Annotated in this window: 16 protein-coding genes and 1 pseudogene; 2 read left to right on the top strand and 15 right to left on the bottom strand. The window is 63.6% G+C overall.

Annotation, left to right across the window (positions count from 1 at the left end):
* Window positions 1–182 (top strand): annotated as a pseudogene (locus tag ABY44_RS30080) (RNA chaperone Hfq); the annotation flags it as partial.
* Between the two features lie 77 nt (window positions 183–259).
* Here the strand turns inward: ABY44_RS30080 and ABY44_RS30075 are convergent.
* The 15 genes from ABY44_RS30075 to ABY44_RS30005 form a co-directional block, all read right to left on the bottom strand.
* Complete coding sequence (locus tag ABY44_RS30075) at window positions 260–967, bottom strand: DUF2968 domain-containing protein (protein ID WP_027787660.1); 708 nt, start codon at window positions 965–967, stop codon at window positions 260–262.
* Window positions 968–1021: 54 nt separating this feature from the next.
* On the bottom strand, window positions 1022–2413 hold the full coding sequence (locus ABY44_RS30070) for a sigma 54-interacting transcriptional regulator (RefSeq protein ID WP_060172082.1): 1392 nt from the start codon (window positions 2411–2413) through the stop codon (window positions 1022–1024).
* 11 nt (window positions 2414–2424) lie between these two features.
* The gene (locus ABY44_RS30065; RefSeq protein ID WP_060172080.1) at window positions 2425–4371 is read right to left on the bottom strand and encodes a TadG family pilus assembly protein; all 1947 of its coding nucleotides are present in this window, start codon (window positions 4369–4371) and stop codon (window positions 2425–2427) included.
* Between the two features lie 95 nt (window positions 4372–4466).
* Window positions 4467–4793: a DUF3613 domain-containing protein gene (locus ABY44_RS30060; RefSeq protein WP_060084803.1), complete on the bottom strand. Its 327-nt coding sequence runs from the start codon at window positions 4791–4793 to the stop codon at window positions 4467–4469.
* Between the two features lie 20 nt (window positions 4794–4813).
* Complete coding sequence (locus ABY44_RS30055; protein WP_060084802.1) at window positions 4814–5653, bottom strand: tetratricopeptide repeat protein; 840 nt, start codon at window positions 5651–5653, stop codon at window positions 4814–4816.
* A gap of 18 nt (window positions 5654–5671) precedes the next feature.
* Entirely contained in the window at window positions 5672–6664 is a 993-nt protein-coding gene (locus ABY44_RS30050; RefSeq protein WP_060084801.1) for a type II secretion system F family protein, read from the bottom strand.
* A gap of 4 nt (window positions 6665–6668) precedes the next feature.
* Window positions 6669–7661, bottom strand: a complete 993-nt coding sequence (locus ABY44_RS30045; protein ID WP_060084800.1) for a type II secretion system F family protein — start codon at window positions 7659–7661, stop codon at window positions 6669–6671.
* Complete coding sequence (locus ABY44_RS30040; protein ID WP_060172078.1) at window positions 7654–9006, bottom strand: CpaF family protein; 1353 nt, start codon at window positions 9004–9006, stop codon at window positions 7654–7656. The genes ABY44_RS30045 and ABY44_RS30040 overlap by 8 nt, the downstream gene beginning before the upstream one ends.
* A gap of 3 nt (window positions 9007–9009) precedes the next feature.
* Entirely contained in the window at window positions 9010–10284 is a 1275-nt protein-coding gene (locus tag ABY44_RS30035; protein ID WP_060062495.1) for a fimbrial protein, read from the bottom strand.
* A gap of 60 nt (window positions 10285–10344) precedes the next feature.
* On the bottom strand, window positions 10345–11676 hold the full coding sequence (locus tag ABY44_RS30030; protein WP_060084798.1) for a type II and III secretion system protein family protein: 1332 nt from the start codon (window positions 11674–11676) through the stop codon (window positions 10345–10347).
* Between the two features lie 64 nt (window positions 11677–11740).
* The gene (cpaB, locus tag ABY44_RS30025) at window positions 11741–12676 is read right to left on the bottom strand and encodes a Flp pilus assembly protein CpaB (RefSeq protein WP_060172076.1); all 936 of its coding nucleotides are present in this window, start codon (window positions 12674–12676) and stop codon (window positions 11741–11743) included.
* 64 nt (window positions 12677–12740) lie between these two features.
* Window positions 12741–13244 (bottom strand): TadE/TadG family type IV pilus assembly protein, encoded by a 504-nt coding sequence (locus ABY44_RS30020; protein ID WP_060172074.1) that lies wholly within the window; start codon window positions 13242–13244, stop codon window positions 12741–12743.
* The gene (locus ABY44_RS30015) at window positions 13244–13741 is read right to left on the bottom strand and encodes an A24 family peptidase (protein WP_060172072.1); all 498 of its coding nucleotides are present in this window, start codon (window positions 13739–13741) and stop codon (window positions 13244–13246) included. Before ABY44_RS30015 ends, ABY44_RS30020 begins: the two co-directional genes overlap by 1 nt.
* A 102-nt stretch (window positions 13742–13843) precedes the next feature.
* Window positions 13844–14053 (bottom strand): Flp family type IVb pilin, encoded by a 210-nt coding sequence (locus ABY44_RS30010; protein ID WP_060172070.1) that lies wholly within the window; start codon window positions 14051–14053, stop codon window positions 13844–13846.
* Window positions 14054–14751: 698 nt separating this feature from the next.
* Window positions 14752–15105: a hypothetical protein gene (locus ABY44_RS30005; RefSeq protein WP_431642990.1), complete on the bottom strand. Its 354-nt coding sequence runs from the start codon at window positions 15103–15105 to the stop codon at window positions 14752–14754.
* Between ABY44_RS30005 and ABY44_RS30000 the strand changes: the two genes are divergently transcribed.
* Entirely contained in the window at window positions 15059–16480 is a 1422-nt protein-coding gene (locus ABY44_RS30000; protein ID WP_431642975.1) for a collagen-like triple helix repeat-containing protein, read from the top strand. The genes ABY44_RS30005 and ABY44_RS30000 overlap by 47 nt on opposite strands.
* Window positions 16481–16501 lie beyond the last annotated feature (21 nt).

The raw sequence follows: 16501 nt of genomic DNA, 5'->3' as shown, positions 1-16501 counted from the left end.
GCTCGCGTGAGCCGCGTGAGGGCTACGGCGCCCCGCGCGAACCCCGTGAGCCGCGCGAAAGCTACGGCGCACCGCGCGATGCCGGCGACGCATCCGGCAACGCTTCGCCGTCGGATTCCCGCGGCGGCAACGGGCCGGTGATCGTGACGCGCCGCCGGCGAATCGTGCCGGACGGCCAGTAAAACAAAAGGGCAAGCCAACCGGCTTGCCCTTTTTACTTGTGCGGCCGGCGCGGCATGTCGCCGCACCGCTGCCGGGTTCAGCGTGCCGTCGTCGGCAAACCGGCGTCGGCCTCCCGCTGCAACGAACGCACCTGCTGCTGCAACGCCCGCAGTTGCGACTGAAGCTCGGCCTGCTGCGCCTGCAATGCGGCCGTCTCGTTACGTACGCTCTTCTGACGATCCGCGACTGCCGCCTGCTGCTGGCGTGCGATCGAGATATCCGCCTGCAGACGCCGCGCGCGATCCTGCGTGACTTCGATCTGCTTGTCCATCTGCGCCTTCTGCGATTCCAGCTTCGCTGCCCGCAGTTCGTTTACGGCCAGCCGCTCCGCCTGATGCGAGAAATCGCGGTAGATCGCTTCCGCACGCGATTCGTCATAAGTCTTGATCACGCGCCAGAACGCCTTCTGCTGGAACAGCGCGACGAAATACGCACCGTCCTTTACGTTGAACAGCAGGCTCGCACCGTAGCTGCCGTTGTAGCTCGTGCGCATTTCCGTCAGCGAGTGCGCCTGGATCTGGCGCTGCAGGTCGTCAACCGTGCTCGGCCCCGTCGACTCACCTGCCTGCGGCTGCACCGATGTCTGGACCTGCGGATCGACCACCGGAATCGCGGCCACCGGCGCCGACGCCTGCTGTACTGCCGGCGACCCGCTGTCCGCCAGACTCTGCGCATAAGCGCCCTGCATGCCTCCCACCACGGCGAGCAACACGCACGCCTTTCCCAACCCCGTCATATGGCTCATGAAGTTCTATTCCCGCCCGTGTCGTTGTAATTCAGCGCGATTTTATCTCATTAATTACTCACTTTCGCGGGTCTCGGGCTCCTCGTCAAAGATCTGATATTTGCGCATTTTTTCCCACAATACCTTGCGGCTGATACCGAGCTGCTGCGCCGTATCCTGACGCCGCCAGCCGTTGGCGTCGAGCGCCGCAATCACGCGGTTGCGCTCGTTCATGTCCCACTTGCTGCGATCGACGAAGACCTCGGCCGCGCTCTCCACCGGTACCGGCTGCGCCGAACTGCGCGCGTGCGCGATCAACCGCTGCAACCGCGCGGCATCCCACCCGCCCGTCTGCCGCACCGTCACACCGACGCGCTCGGCGAGGTTGCGCAGTTCGCGCACGTTGCCGGGGAAATAGCTGTCTGCGACAGAGTCCGTCAGCCAGTACGGCAGATCGGACAACTGGGCGAGCCGTGCCTCGCCGACGACCTGTGCGACGAACGACTTGAACAGCGCGATCTTGTCGACGGCGCCGCGCTCTTCCAGCGACGGAATGCTCAGCTCGATCACCGCGAGCCGGTAGTAGAGATCGGCGCGGAACAGGCCATCCTTCACGAGTTGCGGCAGCTTCTTGTTGCTCGCCGCGACCAGGCGGAAATCGACCTTGACCGGCGACGTTGCGCCGACGCGCAGCACCGCGCCGTCCTCGAGCACGCGCAGCAGCTTGACCTGCTGGTACAGCGGCAGATCGCCGACTTCGTCGAGGAACAGCGTGCCGCCGGCCGCCTGTTCGAAATAGCCTTTATGCGCAACAACCGCGCCCGTGAACGATCCTTTCGCGTGACCGAAGAACAGCGATTCGAACAGGCCGTCGGGAATCGCACCGCAGTTCACCGGCACGAATTCACCGTGCCGGTAGCGCGAATGCTTTTCGTGCAGCAGTTGCGCGATGCGCTCCTTGCCGACGCCGGTTTCTCCGTGCAGCAGCACGTTGGTGTCACAGTCGGCGAATGTATCGACTTCGTGCAGGAGTGCCTGCATCGATTCCGAGTGCGCGACGAGCTCGGTCGGATGCGACGTTTCGGCCGTATGCGCCCGCAGTTGCGTAACGAGCTTGCCGATCATGCCGCGCAGCTCGGCGCACGTGAAATCGAGCGGCAGGATGTGCGAATACTCGGGCGGATACTGCGAAGCGTCGTGATCGCGCGCCGCGCCGACCCAGACGACCGGCATGCCGATGTTGGCCTGCCAGTCGCGCAGGAACGCTGCGCCGATTTCGATCATCGTCACGCTGATGATCGCCAGTGACGGCCGCAATGCGGCGCGCTCGGGCGAGATCTCCGCGTTGTCGGCGCGGATCACTTCGACGTCGAAGCTCGCCATGCACCGGGCGACGCGGTCGACAATGTCCGCCTTGCCTTCCCAGACGTACAGGTCGAGCTCTTCGATTGCGGAGGTGGTTCTCATTGTTGATGCTTTCAATGAACGATTTGCGGGGCGTTGCAAGTCAGGCCATGTTGAATCACGGTCACCTGGCCAATTTGCAATCCTAATGCCGTCAACAACGGCGTGACCAACAGATTGAGCAACGGATTGACGAGCCCGACCAGCAAAGGAATGAGCTGCCCCGTGAGCGGCTGAAGAATCTGGGTCAAGATCGATAGATCCAGTCCGGCGACGTTGAGCTGGATCGACGTTCCTCCCAAGAGATTGGCCAGCTGCACGTTGAGCGAGTTGGTCGCCGTCGACGATGTGGTCCAATTGGGTCCCGGAGACCATGCGGACGACGTGCATGCACCGTTACTCGGCTTGGTGTTGCAAAACGAGTATTGCGAATTGTTCTGATACAAGACGCCCGTCCCCGACAACGGCAGGCTGGCGCTCAGCGCGCCTGGGGTCGAAGGCAATGGCGGACCGCTGTAGATAGGCGTGCTGGTGCTACTCCCAACGTACGCGACGGGGTTCGACAACGATAGGCTGAGTTGAAGAAGCGAAAAATTCCCGAGTAGCCCTGCTCCCGACAGCTTTGCCACGGGAATCGTGCCGGTGCTGGACGCACAGCTCGGGGAATTGAGGTTCAGCGTTCCCCCAGTATTTTGTCCGGCGCAAATCATCGCGACGCCCGGCAATACGCCAAACGTCGCGGTGCTCGAGGCCGGGGTCGATTTGCAACTCGTATTGGCCAACCAGGCGCGACCCGGGCCGCCCAGAATGACGTAGAGCGGCAAATGCGGTCCCGAAAGCTGAAGCGTCAACAGGCCGGGAATGCCCAGCGGGGGCGGATCCGACAGCACCTGCACATCGACGTAGAGCCCGATCTCCGCTTGCGAGGCCTGCGTGCGCCATATTCCGTTCACTTGTCCGGCTTCGCCAATTCCGATCGACGGCGGCGCCAGCACCTGCAATTGCAGACTATTGACTCGAACCAGCGTCGACACCGCCGAAATGAGCGGACAAAACGCACTGCCGGGGCAGCTTGCTTGACCGACCGACAGCGTCAGCGCGCTGTTATATGCACCGATCTGAGCCGTCGTGAGCAACAACTGCAGCACATTGATGCTCGCGTTCGCCGCCGCCTCCGCATTGCTGCCCGAGTATTGGAGGAGGCTCCCAAGCGAGATCTTGTTGAGATTGACGTTGGCGCCGACGCTATGGCTTAGCGCGGTGAGCACCGTGCCCACCGTGGTATTGCTGCCCACCGCCGTGGCGGCGAGATTCAGGATATCCGAGACGGTCAGGTTGAGGCCGAGCAACTTCCCGACGCTGGCTGGACTCGACATGCCCGCCGTGCCGAGTTGCGTTGCGACATTCGCCAACTGCCCCAGCGTGACATTCGCTCCGGCCAAGGCTTGGTAATTGGCCAGACCGACGTTGACGTTGGCCGAGGCACCCAGCAACCCCGTGAGTAGCGGATCGAGTATCGCGGACGTAGAGGAATTCAGGCTCGCAAGCGTCGAACCCACGCTAAACGTGTCGATCGCCGCCGCGCGTGCGGTAGCCGTAGCGGAGACAATCGCCTGCCGCCCGCTCAACTGGTTCAGCAGCCCCAGGAAGTAGTAGTTCACCTGCCGGTACGCCGTCACCTGCGCCGCATTCGCCGCAGTCGACGCGGGCGTCACATAGGCAGTCGACGAATCCCAACTCCCGCAGTTGACGGCAATCTGATCGTTTCCCGTGGAAGGATTTGCCGTCGCCGTCGCACTGATCAGCGTGAACGCATAACCCTTGTCGTTGATGTTCGCACTCGCCGTCACATTGTTTTTTGCATCGTTCAGGCAGCCGCTTGGATCGCTCGTCATCGGCTGCACTGCCGCCAATGCAGCCAGGTCAACGATTCGTTGCAGATCCCGCTTTTGCAAATACAGATTCGCGATGTCGATCACCCCGAGCACGATGATCGCGATCGTGAGCCAGATCGCTGCCATGACCAATATGGAGCCGCGTTGACGTTGTTTGCCCGGCCAGCGAGCGCCGCGCCACCGAGCCCCATGTGCTTGATCTGCCCGCATCGTCATCTCGCTTACTGCGCACTCTGCCCGCTACCCGACATGCCGCCGGACGAACTGCCAAGCGTGCTCATCGACTGCGGAATCTTGTTCTTGAACGAATCGAGATAGCGTTGATAAACGAGCGACGCGACATCGCCGAGCATCGGCTGCACCGGTGCCGCCGCGCGGTTGTCTCGCTGCATCGAAAGCCATTCCTTGGTCGAGCGGTCGACGTCGGATGCGGCTGGCGCCGCGACCTGTTGCGCATGTACGGCTGCGGTGCTCATTGCCATGCAAATGATCGCGCCCAACAGCGCGATCCGCCCCGCGCGCGTGGCTCGATGATGGTTGTTATTCATGTTGTTCCCCACCTGACTGTTTATTGTGCAAACCGTTGCAGCAACGGCACGGTCTGGTCATAGCCGAAATTGTTTGCCATCGGCGTGATCGGCACAGTCGCCGCACGGCGCGACACCACCGGCGGCGTCGCGACCGCACGCTGCTGCGCCCGTGCAGCGGCCGCAATTCTTGCGGCATCGCCGACGATGTCCTTGCGGATATCCGGCGGTAAATGCTGCTGGTTCATCAACCGCTGCGCGTCCTGCGTGCGCCCGGCGGCGAGCAAATACAGCACGAGATTGCTGACGATCTTCGGATTGCGTTGATCCAGTTCCGCCGCCTTCATCAGCGGCACCCGCGCGCCGACCACATCGCCGCTACGCAATTTCGCATAGGCGAGATCGGACAGCAGCGACGCATCGGTCGGCGCGAGCTCGGACGCCTGTGTCAGTGCCTGTACCGCCTGACCGAAATCGCCTGCCGCACCGGCGATCAACCCAAGGCCCCGATATCCGCGAGCGGAAAGCGGCGTCTTCAGCAGTTGCGTATAGGCCGCTGCACCTGCAGCCGGCTGGTCGGTCATTCTCAACGCGTCCGCGCGCAGCAGGATCGTGTCGGGCGACACGCCGTACGCCTTATCGTAAGCGTCGATGTGCGCGAGCGACGCATAATAGAGACCCTGTGCCTGCATCCGCTGAATCAGGCCGAGATACATCGCGGGCGTATCCGGCACCGCCTGTTTCTGATCGGCAGCCTGAATCAGCGCCGCGCGTTCAGTCTGCGCCCCAACGCCATACCCACTTTCCTTGGTCGCGCAAGCGCCAAGCAGCACCGCTGCCGCCACACCTGCGTACCTGGCCATCCTGGTGATCCGCTTCATCGTCTTCCCTTCCACCCATCAATGATGCGCCGACAACGCATGCGTCACTGCCAGCAACCCGGGTCCCGCCGTCACGATCAGCAGCGCGGGTAGCAGCGTCAGGACCATGACGCCTGTCATCTTCACGGTCAGTCGGCCGATCCGTTCGCGAAGCATCGCGCGGCGCGTCTCCCGCAGACGGTCGCCGAACTGCTTGAGCGGCTCCTGTACCGCGCCACCGTGCTTGTCGACCTGCACCATTAATCGGGTAATCGCGCGCAAGTCCTCGTTGTCGAAGCCGCCCGACAACCTCTGCATCGACTGATCGCGCGTGCGGCCCGCTGCGAACTGACGCTGCGCGATTCCGACCTCCGACGACAGCACCGGCATCATCCCTCGGAAGTCGTTGGTCACAACCTGCAGGCTCTGATCCAGCGACAGCCCGACGCCCTGCAACAAGCGCAACATGTCGACGAACAGCGGCAGTTCATCGACGACGCTCTGGCGACGAGCGGCGGCACGCCGCTGCACGTATAGCTTCGGCAGCATGAAGCCGAGCGCGAATGCAGCGAACATCCCGATCATCCAGTATCCGCCCTTCATTCGTCCGCTGGCGAATACCGCGAACAGAAGCGGCAACCCGATCCCGCAAGCGATCCGTGCGCTCAGGAACAGTCCGCGCGTGCGCGTGTCGACATAGCCGCATTGCTCAAGAATGCGGCGATCCTCTTCCGCGACAATGTGCTTGCCGAATCCGGTATCGAGCAGTCGCATCCCCGCCGCCGACAATCGCGTAAGCATGCGCTCGATGCGCTGACGGCCGGGCGCAACCCGTGTCACTTCTGCCGCACTCTCCGCCGCGGCCCGTTTCTTGGCCGCCTCGAGCGCTGCCATGCGCTGGTCGAGCGCCTCGGCCAGCGCACGTTCAGCACGCGACGTGGCGCTCGCACGCAGCAACGCGATCATTCCAAACAGCAGCACGCCTAGCGCACCAAGCGCCAGAGCAACCGATCCGATCTGAGTTGCCGTCATCGCATCACCTGAGTCGAGCCATCCGATACAACCACACGCTCCCCGCAACCTGCATCAGGAACGCGACGATAAGGAGCATTTGTCCGCGCGGATCGATCCACATTCCTTCCAGATATTTCGGATTGGTCATCACGACAAAACTGCCGATCGCGATCGGCAGCATCACGAGCACGAACGCCGATAGTCGTGTCTCGGCCGACATGGCCGTCAGCTCGCGCTCCGCCTGCTCGAGGTCTCGCATGAACACGGCCATGCGTTCGAGCATCACGTCCGCGCGACCACCATACTTGACCGACAGCCGCAGCACCGACCCGAGCAGCTCGAATTCCTGTGCCCGGTAGATCTTCGCGATATGGAGCATCGCTCGATCGATTTCGACACCCGTGCGCAACATCCGGGACACGTGATCGAGACACCCTCGCAGCGGCTCCTCAGTCGTCAGCAAAGCTGCCTGAAATGCGGCCGGCACGCTGTTGCCGAGCGTCACCAGCCGCACGATCCCGTCAAGAAACGACGGGATCTGCCGGACGATCTTCAGTCGCCGCCGCTGGATACGCGACGTGAGCCAGATGCAAAAAATCGCGCTCCCGCAGACCAGCGCAGCGAAACACGCGAGCGCGCCGCCGCGGTTACCCGCGATCGACGCAATCGCGACAAGCACGGCCAGCGCAATGATCGCCTTGCCGCGCGCGCCTTCGATCCCGGCGCGGTTCACGAGGTTGATCAGATATTCCTTCGCAACCGCATACCAGTGTGCCCAGAAAGCACGAGATACCGCATTGCGCACGCCACTGGACGACACTACAGTCCGAGGCGCGGCGGATACCGCCGGCCTTGCGGACGGCGACGCCGCGCGTGCTCCGGGTTCAAGCCGGCTGTCAATGAAGCGCTTCGCATCGGTGCGCACGCGCCGGGTTTCCGCATGCCGCCACAGCATCAGCGCCGACGCCACGCACAGCATCGCGACCGCGAGCATCCAGACCGTCGCGCTAAACATTGAAGCCCCCGCCGCGACCAAAACCGCCGCCGCCGAACCCGCCTCCCAGTCCGCTGTTCGTCAACGCCTGACGGAACCGCGCGAGCTTCGGCGAGTGCGGATGGATACCCAGCGACTCCCAGTGATCGACCTCCTCCCCCTCCGGCGTCACGCGTGCTTCATAGCGATACAGTTCCTGCGTCGCGATGATGTTGTCGGACAGCCCGGTCACCTCGGTGATCGACAGAATCCGGCGGCGTCCATTCGACAGTCGCCCGATCTGCACAATGAAGTCGATCGCGTTTGCAATCTGGCGACGCAGGCTCGACTCGGTTCCCTGGAAACCAGCGAAACCGGCAAGCATCTCGAGACGGTACAGGCACTCGCGCGGCGAGCTCGCGTGCACGGTGCCCATCGAGCCGTCGTGGCCCGTGTTCATGGCCTGCAGCATTTCGAGCACTTCGCCGCCGCGCACTTCGCCGACGATGATCCGGTCCGGACGCATCCGCAACGTGTTGCGCAACAGGTCACGAATCGTCACGACGCCGGTACCATCGAACCCGCCCGGGCGACTTTCGAGCCGCACGACATGAGGGTGATTCAGCGACAGTTCGGCCGTATCCTCGATCGTTACGACACGTTCGGCCTCTGGAATGTGGAACGCGAGCGCGTTAAGCAGCGACGTCTTTCCGGAACTCGTGCCGCCCGACACGAGAATGTTGCAGCGCGCCTCGACCGCTGCCTCGAGCAGCGCGCCGATCTCTTGGTTATACGTGCCGTTACCGAGCAGGTCCGAGGGCTTGAGCGGATCTTTGCGGAATTTCCGGATCGACACGATCGGGCCATCGATCGAAAGCGGCTCGATCACGACATTCACGCGCCCGCCGTCCGGCAGCCGCGCATCGACCATCGGGTTCGACTCGTCGAGACGACGTCCGATCGGCGCGAGAATCCGTCGCACGATGCGTAGCAAATGCGCGTTGTCGGTGAAACGCACCGGAAGCTTCGCGAGGATCCCGTGACGCGACACGTACACGTCGTTGTAGCCGTTGACCAGGATGTCCTCGACCGCCGGGTCCGCGAGCAGATCCTCGATCGGCCCGAAGCCCGCGAGTTCCTTCGTCAGCGCTTCGGCGATCGCACGCACCTCGTTCTCGTTGAGCGGAATGCGGCGCAGGCGCACGAAGCTGTCAATCTCGAGATCGACGAACTGATTGATCGCCTGGCGGGACCATCGACCGAACTCGGCTCCCAGTTCCTCGATACGCGTCAGCAAATGCTCGTGCGCAGCATTCTTGATGTCGTGGAATTGCTGCGTCTGCGAAAACGGCGCTGCGCCGTCGGCAAATTGAATGTCGTGTGCCATCGGTTACGACCGCCTGGACGAGGGTTGAATGAAACGCTTGAGCGCGGACAAGCCCGGCGCGGCGCGCGACGCGCCCGCCATGCCCGATACACCGGGCAGCCTCGCGGCGAGGGTTTCGAGTGCACGCACATAAGGATCGCGCTCTGCTGCATCGACGATGAGCCGTCCCTGGTTCGCGGCATGGCCGATCGCGACGCGACGTGCGGGCAAGGTGCCGACCAGCGACAAGCCGAGACGCTCGGCGATCTGCCCGGGCATCAGATCCAGCGCGGGATCGTACTGATTGACCACGAGCTTGACACGGTCGGTATCGACGCCCGCATCGCGCAGCCCGGTGAGCAAATCTGCCGCCGACACGATCGATGCGACGCCCTGATCGCATACAAGCCATGCCTCGTCGGCCGATGCGGCGATCTGCGTGACGAATTCGCGATTCGAGAACCCGCCGAGGTCGACGACCTGCTGGTCGAAGAACGCGCGAAACCGGTTCAGCAAACCGATGCATGACGCATAGGACACGTCACGCAATGCACCGAGGTCCGGCGGCAAAGTCGTCAGCGCGACGCCGCTCTGGTGCCGCGTGAGCGCGGTGTTCACGAACGTGCGATCGATGCGGCGCAGGTTCTGCACGGCGTCGATGAAATGGAATTCGCAGCGCGTGTTCAAAAACAGCGCGCCGTCACCGGCCGGTAACCCCAGATCGATCAGCGCGGTTTGGCGGCCGGCCGGCGCGCCGCCGTCCGGACTGCCCGCCGCCCCCGGGCCGAGTGCCCGCTTCTGCAGCCAGACCGCGAGATTCGCGGCAAGCGTGCTGACGCCCATGCCGGCACGCGCGCCGAGCAGCGCGACGACCTTCCCATGACGGCTCGTCGGCTCGCTGACGTGGGACAGCAAACCACGCGTCGTCCGCAGTGCATCCTCGGCCGGGGCCGATACGTCGATGAAATCGCGCACGCCCGCACGCAGTGCGGCTAGTGTGCTCTCCGGCTGGGCAAGCGAGCCGAGCGCAACGATTGGCAACCCCGGATACGCAGCGCGTACCGTGGCGGCGGCAACGCTCGCCAGGTCGCTGCGTTCGGAGAAATCGATGAACACCAGCGCGGGATTGAGTCCCGTGATGCGTTGCGCAAGCCCACCCGGCTCCAGCGACGCAGCCTCGACCGCCCCGGCCGACACCAGCGTATCGGCCAGCCAGCGCACATGCGCTTCCTTTGTCGATGCGCAAACGAAGTAGTCGGTCACGGCGGGTTCACACAATGATTGAGTTCGTGCATTCATGTCGAACACCCCCGATTACGCAAGGCGTGGCGATGTGCCGCAACGCGCAATGCTTCACATTCATTTCGAGAAACCCGGGGCGGCATCCGGCGACACCGCACCGCCCAGATAGGATCGCCAGACCGGCCCGTCACGTTGCTCGGACAACTCGCCGGGTGTCGCCGGCAGTACTGCCCCCTTCGCAATCGGTGCGACGAGATGCGGGGTCACGATGATCAGCAACTCCTTGTCGTTCTGCTGGTAGTTCAGGTTCTTGAAGAACGTGCCGATGATCGGCAGGTCGCCAAGCAGCGGTACCTTGTTCACATTCGACATCGTCTGGCGGTCGATCAGACCGCCGATCACGAAGCTCTCGCCATCGCCGAGTTCGACCGTCGTATCGGCGCGGCGCGTCGTGATACCCGGCACGGCAACGCCGCTGATCGTCACGCTGTTCACGAAATCGAGCTGACTCGATTCCGGTGCGACCTTCAGCGCGATCCGGTTCGGACCGAGCACCGTCGGGGTAAGCGACAGCCCGACGCCATATTGCTTCCACTGGATCGCGGTCGACCCAAGCCCCTGCGGCGACGGCACCGGAATCTCGCCGCCTGCGAGAAAGCTGGCGCTCTGGCCGGACAGCGCGACGAGCGTCGGCTCGGCGAGCACGCGCGCCATGTTGTTCGCCTCAAGCAACGACAGGTCGGCGAAGATGCCACGCCCCGCAGCATTCACAACCAGATTGAACGCAGAGGCAACCGGTGCACCGAGCGTCGGAATATACCCACCCGTGCCCGGCCCAGACCCGCCGTTGTACGATTGCACGCCACCCGGCGAGAACGAGCCGAACGAAAAGCCGTTGCTCTGCTTAAAGAAGTTGAAGCCCACTTGCTTGAGCACCGAGCGGCTGAATTCCACCACCCTCACGTCGACCTGCACCACGTTCTTGCCGGCCAGCGTCGAGCGATCGATCACCATACCCTTGGGACTCATGTTTTTGGCAACTGCCGTGGCCCGCTCGTGCGCATCGAGCGACGCCGACGTTCCCCGCAGCACCGACGTCCCGCCATACGCTTTCACCTGCGGTGTCGAACCGTCGAGTACCGCTTGCGCAGCCGCGTCGACGACTTCGACGCTCCAGACCGTCGGCTCGTCTTTACCGCGCTCCCACAACATCACGTTCGTCACCCCCGGCGCTTTCGCAGTCAGCAGCACCGAACCGGACCGGCTGCCCTTCATGATCAGCACATCGGCGATCGCCGGATCGCCGACGGCGACCCGCTGCAGCGCGCGGCCGGCGGAAATCTGCCGCTGCGCCCCCACCGCCAGCTCGATCGTGCCGCTCGCGCTTGCAAAGGAGGCGAATGTCAGGGCCCAGAGAGCAATCGCGAATGCAATCAGTGTGTTTTTCATTGTTTGTTGGACCGTCGCACGGCCTTTACTTGTCGTCGCTGATATCGATGGCCATCGATGTTGTTCAATACGCAACCGTTTCCGACCGGCCGCCCCGGATCACCTCGATGCTGCCCCCGCCACCGCTGCCGCCTGGCCGTGCCACCGGCGGCAGGCGCGACGGCAACGGCGGTATGTTCGTGCTGGCCGCTGCGATCCTCGGCGTGCCGGACAGCTGTTGCAGCGACACGCCTGCCGCGGCAAGTGCCGACGGCGACAGCTTGTTGTCGGTGCGCACCGCCACCGTCTGCATCGCAAGCTCGTCGTCGCGCGGATTGCGCAACGCGAGCGTCAGCCGCCCGCTCGCCTCGCCGAGTGTCAGTGCATCGACCTGCGCGGTCGGCACCGCGAGTACCGCGATGCGCGTGTTGCTCGGCTGGCCGTTATTACCGTTCGTGTTGCTGCCGCTGTCGCGCTCCGCAGTCGCATCTCCGAACGACAGTACGCGAACCTTCGACATCAGGAGCCTCGCTTGCGTCTGCGAAACTTCGCCGTCAAGCATCCCGCCGCCGGCTTCACGCTTCAGGTTCACGAATATGTCGACGAAGTTGCCGGGTCGCAGACGGTTGCCGACCGCGTTGGTCTCGTCGACGCGAACCGCAATCGCTCGTTCGCCCGGCTGAACATCCTCGGCGAGCCCCGACACCAATGCGTCCGCCACGACCGGCGCCGACGCCGGGATGTCCCTCGCCGGAACGCGGCCGACCAGTACCGCCGGATCGGCAAACGCACCTGTTGGCACCGGTGCGGCCGGCTGAATCTTCAATGCATCGGCGGGAATCGGCTGACCGACCGGCAGCATGCGCGTCGCAACGACCACCTGCACCGGGTTCGCAGCGACGGTCTGTTGTACAGGGACGGGGCCCGAGGGACTGCGCCCGAGCAACCATGCGTAGATGCCGAGAAGAACAGCGATCGCAATCAGCAACCCCGCGATGATTTTTGTCAGATTGTTGGCCATGTTGATATGGGAATGCCGGAATCGGGTTCTGGAGCGTGCAACGATCGGGTGACTACTTTCAGTTTCAAAGCATGCTGGGCTGAACCTGTACGGTCGCGCTACTCTGCAACTGCGGCGCATTGAACAGGAATATCCACGGAATCAGCGGATTCGCCGCGTATGAATAGGTCATCGTCACCATCACATTGAAGGCCGACGTGGACGTCGACGTAAATGTCGTGCCGCAGGTCACGCCGGGCGTCGATGTGGGCGTTGGCACCGACGTGGAGACCTGCGCGGCGAAACTGACATTGTTCGACCACGGCGTGCCGGCCAATGCTTGCGCAACGGCGTTCCGCGCATTGACCTGCAGCCGGTCGCATGGCGCAGACGCGTAGTTCAATGCGGCACGCGCACCTTCGGATGCCGCGAATGTCAGGCTTTGCTGGATGATGAAAACCATCCCGAACGTGACGATCGCGTAGAAGATCAGGAAGAACAAAGGAAACACGACAGCGAACTCGACCGCCGCCACTCCCCGTTGCCGTCGCCATGCGGACGGCTGGCGCGCTTGCGTCCCCCTAGCCATCACATTCCCCTCACATACACAAGATGCAGAAGCCACGCAGCCGCGGGTATCACAAGAAACGCCGCATATGGCGTCGCTCGGCGGCCACCGAGCGTCATCGTGGGCGTCGCGCGTTTGTACAGTGCGAAGACCGACGTCCGCGACAGAAGCATCACCCAGAGCGCGTGGAGGGCTGCGGCGAGGCTCGCGACGATCCAGAGCCACAACAGCGCCGGCGCACCGCACCATGCACCCAGAACGGCAAAAATCTTGACGTCGGCTGCACCCATCACACGCAATGCGAACAAGGGAATAAAACAAAGCAGCCCCACAGCCGCACCGACCAGAGATTGGGTGAGCGATATTCCGAATGAATTTCGATCGAGGGCCGCAGCCACCAAGGCACCGACCAACCCCGCGACGACAAGCGAGTTTCGAATACGCCGAAAGCGGATATCGCTAGACGCGACGAACGCCGCCCAGCCCAGGAATACTCCGATGAAGAAAAGACGAGCCATCACGTCGCTACCTACCGCGACCAGGACAGCGGGCGAATTACGTCAATAATCCGCCCGCTGCAAAGCCGCCAGACGATATTCGGAACCGGCAGTTTTTTCTTATCAGCTAGAAGCGGCAGCCGCCGCCGACCAGCATGTGGCGCTCGGCGTCGAGACGCAGGTTCCGATTTTCGAGAAGGTGCTGCTGAGATTGGTTCCCACCGATGAGGCGCCTGCAATGATGGCAACAGCAATCAGACCCGCAATCAGACCATACTCGATCGCGGTAACCCCGTCTTCTTCCTTAAGGAAGCGCTTGATGAGTGCTTTCATTTTATTCCTCGTGCCTGTATTTACGTTCTTTGGCCTTTTATACGTATACATCCCCGCATATCCGGCCGGTTGCCCCGCGCTGTTCGCCACATCTGCTGTAACGACAACCAGGTGCACTTTCTTTATAGATTGCCCCGAGGGGCATGGCTCACCATTTGATGCAAGTTAACATTCGCGATAGCAACCCTCCTCGAACGTTGTGTACCGAACCGTACATTTCCTTACATCTGCTCCGGATTCTATATCCGATCCTATTTAAGTTCCAACCTCTTTTAACGACTTGGATCGAAAAAAATGACCGTGAGCACAGCGTATTTGTACGGCGTTTCGGTACGACTTACACATAGGATTTACGATAGGTTAGATGTGCACACCTAATCCACCTGTAAAACAGTTGCCTCGTCCACCAAGCCTGCGCGGCCACCCACGTTACGTCGCACGCGTAACGCCAATGTTGTGACGTTACGTTACGAAACGATCGAAATCGTTCTCATTCGTCTGCACTTAAACAGATTCAACAATCTTTCAATTCCCGTAACTTCCTTTTCCGACAAGGAATTGCCCCGTTTAAAACCTGTTGCCGAACCGTCGGGCATCGAAATGGCACGACAGTTGCAGAGTAGTCCTCGCACCACTCAACACAACGCAGTTCACAACACATTTTAATGCGAGGACAAAATGGACATTAAGGTTATCCCTCATGGCGTGTTCCGGACGACTCTGATCGCGGCCACCGTTGCAGCCATGCTTTCCCTCTCCGCGTGCGGCGGCTCGGGTTCCATCAGCCAGGGTCTTGGCGGCGGCTCGAGCTCGGGCGGCGGCGATACGATCTCCACGTCCGGCACGAGCGGCACATCGGGCACGTCGGGCACGAGCGGAACTTCGGGTACGAGCGGCACCAGCGGCACCTCGGGTACGAGCGGTACGTCCGGCACAAGCGGGACCTCCGGTACCAGCGGTACGTCGGGCACGAGCGGCACGTCCGGTACTTCCGGCACGTCGGGCGTGTCGTCGAACCCAGTGGGAACTGTCCTCGCAAGCAGCAGCAACATCTTGACGGGTGTCGGCGGAACCGTGTCGGGCCTCGGTTCCGTCATCGGCAGCCAGACGCTGCCGGGCGTCAACCCGGCCACCACACAAGCCGCGGGCGGCATCGTGCAAAGCGTCGGCGGCGCAGTGACCGCACTCGGCAATGGCCTCGGCAACGGTCTCGGCCAGCTCGGCGCGACGAAGGATCCGGTCGGCACCACGCTCGCCAGCACGGGTGGCGTGGTCAACCAGCTCGGCAGCGCAGTCACGCAAACGGGGACCCTGGTCTCGAGCCTCGGCAGCGGCCCGCTCTCGCCGCTCGCACCGGTCACGGGCGCCGTCGGCGGCCTCGTGTCGACGCTCGGCGGTGCCGTCTCGAACGGCGGCAACACCCTCACCAACGCACTGTCGACCGGCCCGATCCAGCAGGTCACGCAGACGGTCAGCTCGGCCATCACGCCGATCACGACGATGGTCGGCCAGACGACCCAGACGATCGGCACGGCAACCGGCCTCGGCGCGCCCGTCAACACGCTGCTCGGCACGGTCGGCAACGGCCTGAACCAGGCCGGCGCCCTGCTCGCGTCGACGGGCGGCAATCCCGTCACGACCGGTCTTGGCAACACGGTCTCGTCGACGGGCAACACCGTGAAGGCCGTCGGCGGCCTGCTCACGGGCGGCACCGGCGGCGTAACCAACCCGCTCGCGCCGCTCACCGGCCTCGTCTCGACGGTCACCGGCGCACTCGGCGGCGCAACGGGTGGCGGCAGCGGCCCGCTTGCCCCGGTCACCGGTCTCGTTTCGACGGTGACCGGCGCACTCGGCGGCGCAACGGGCGGCGGCAGCGGCCCGCTCGCCCCGGTCACCGGTCTCGTCTCGACGGTCACGGGCGCACTCGGCGGTGCAACGGGTGGCAGCGGCGGCCCGCTCGCCCCGGTCACCGGTCTCGTCTCGACGGTCACCGGCGCACTCGGCGGCGCAGCAGGCGGCAGCGGCGGCCCGCTCGCCCCGGTCACCGGCCTCGTCTCGACGGTCACCGGTGCACTCGGCGGCGCAACAGGTGGCAGCGGTGGCCCGCTCGCACCGGTCACCGGTCTCGTCTCGACGGTCACGGGCGCACTCGGCGGCGCAACAGGTGGCAGCGGTGGCCCGCTCGCACCGGTCACCGGTCTCGTCTCGACGGTCACGGGCGCCCTCGGCGGCGCAACAGGCGGCGCCGGCGGCAGCAGCCCGCTCGCCCCGGTGACGAACGTCGTGTCCACGGTAACGAGCGCGGTCGGTGCCCCGGCATTGACCGGCGGCACGGGCGCCGTCACGAACTCGGGCTCGGCGTCGAATCCGCTCGCACCGGTCACGTCGCTGATCGGCGGCCTGCTCGGTGGCACGCACGGCAAGTAAACCAACATCCATCAATCGATA

This window comes from Burkholderia sp. ZZQ-2 (genome assembly GCF_050768715.1).
Lineage (GTDB): Bacteria > Pseudomonadota > Gammaproteobacteria > Burkholderiales > Burkholderiaceae > Burkholderia > Burkholderia cepacia.
This window is presented reverse-complemented; position numbering and strand designations above follow the sequence as displayed.

What these genes read in the sequence shown, in the direction of transcription:
- ABY44_RS30075 (WP_027787660.1), bottom strand. Translation starts at nt 967, where the DNA reads ATGAGCCATATGACGGGGTTGGGAAAGGCGTGCGTGTTGCTCGCCGTG.
- ABY44_RS30070 (WP_060172082.1), bottom strand. Translation starts at nt 2,413, where the DNA reads ATGAGAACCACCTCCGCAATCGAAGAGCTCGACCTGTACGTCTGGGAA.
- ABY44_RS30065 (WP_060172080.1), bottom strand. Translation starts at nt 4,371, where the DNA reads ATGGCAGCGATCTGGCTCACGATCGCGATCATCGTGCTCGGGGTGATC.
- ABY44_RS30060 (WP_060084803.1), bottom strand. Translation starts at nt 4,793, where the DNA reads ATGAATAACAACCATCATCGAGCCACGCGCGCGGGGCGGATCGCGCTG.
- ABY44_RS30055 (WP_060084802.1), bottom strand. Translation starts at nt 5,653, where the DNA reads ATGAAGCGGATCACCAGGATGGCCAGGTACGCAGGTGTGGCGGCAGCG.
- ABY44_RS30050 (WP_060084801.1), bottom strand. Translation starts at nt 6,664, where the DNA reads ATGACGGCAACTCAGATCGGATCGGTTGCTCTGGCGCTTGGTGCGCTA.
- ABY44_RS30045 (WP_060084800.1), bottom strand. Translation starts at nt 7,661, where the DNA reads ATGTTTAGCGCGACGGTCTGGATGCTCGCGGTCGCGATGCTGTGCGTG.
- ABY44_RS30040 (WP_060172078.1), bottom strand. Translation starts at nt 9,006, where the DNA reads ATGGCACACGACATTCAATTTGCCGACGGCGCAGCGCCGTTTTCGCAG.
- ABY44_RS30035 (WP_060062495.1), bottom strand. Translation starts at nt 10,284, where the DNA reads ATGAATGCACGAACTCAATCATTGTGTGAACCCGCCGTGACCGACTAC.
- ABY44_RS30030 (WP_060084798.1), bottom strand. Translation starts at nt 11,676, where the DNA reads ATGAAAAACACACTGATTGCATTCGCGATTGCTCTCTGGGCCCTGACA.
- cpaB (WP_060172076.1), bottom strand. Translation starts at nt 12,676, where the DNA reads ATGGCCAACAATCTGACAAAAATCATCGCGGGGTTGCTGATTGCGATC.
- ABY44_RS30020 (WP_060172074.1), bottom strand. Translation starts at nt 13,244, where the DNA reads ATGGCTAGGGGGACGCAAGCGCGCCAGCCGTCCGCATGGCGACGGCAA.
- ABY44_RS30015 (WP_060172072.1), bottom strand. Translation starts at nt 13,741, where the DNA reads ATGGCTCGTCTTTTCTTCATCGGAGTATTCCTGGGCTGGGCGGCGTTC.
- ABY44_RS30010 (WP_060172070.1), bottom strand. Translation starts at nt 14,053, where the DNA reads ATGAAAGCACTCATCAAGCGCTTCCTTAAGGAAGAAGACGGGGTTACC.
- ABY44_RS30005 (WP_431642990.1), bottom strand. Translation starts at nt 15,105, where the DNA reads ATGTTGCTGCTGCTTGCGAGGACAGTTCCCACTGGGTTCGACGACACG.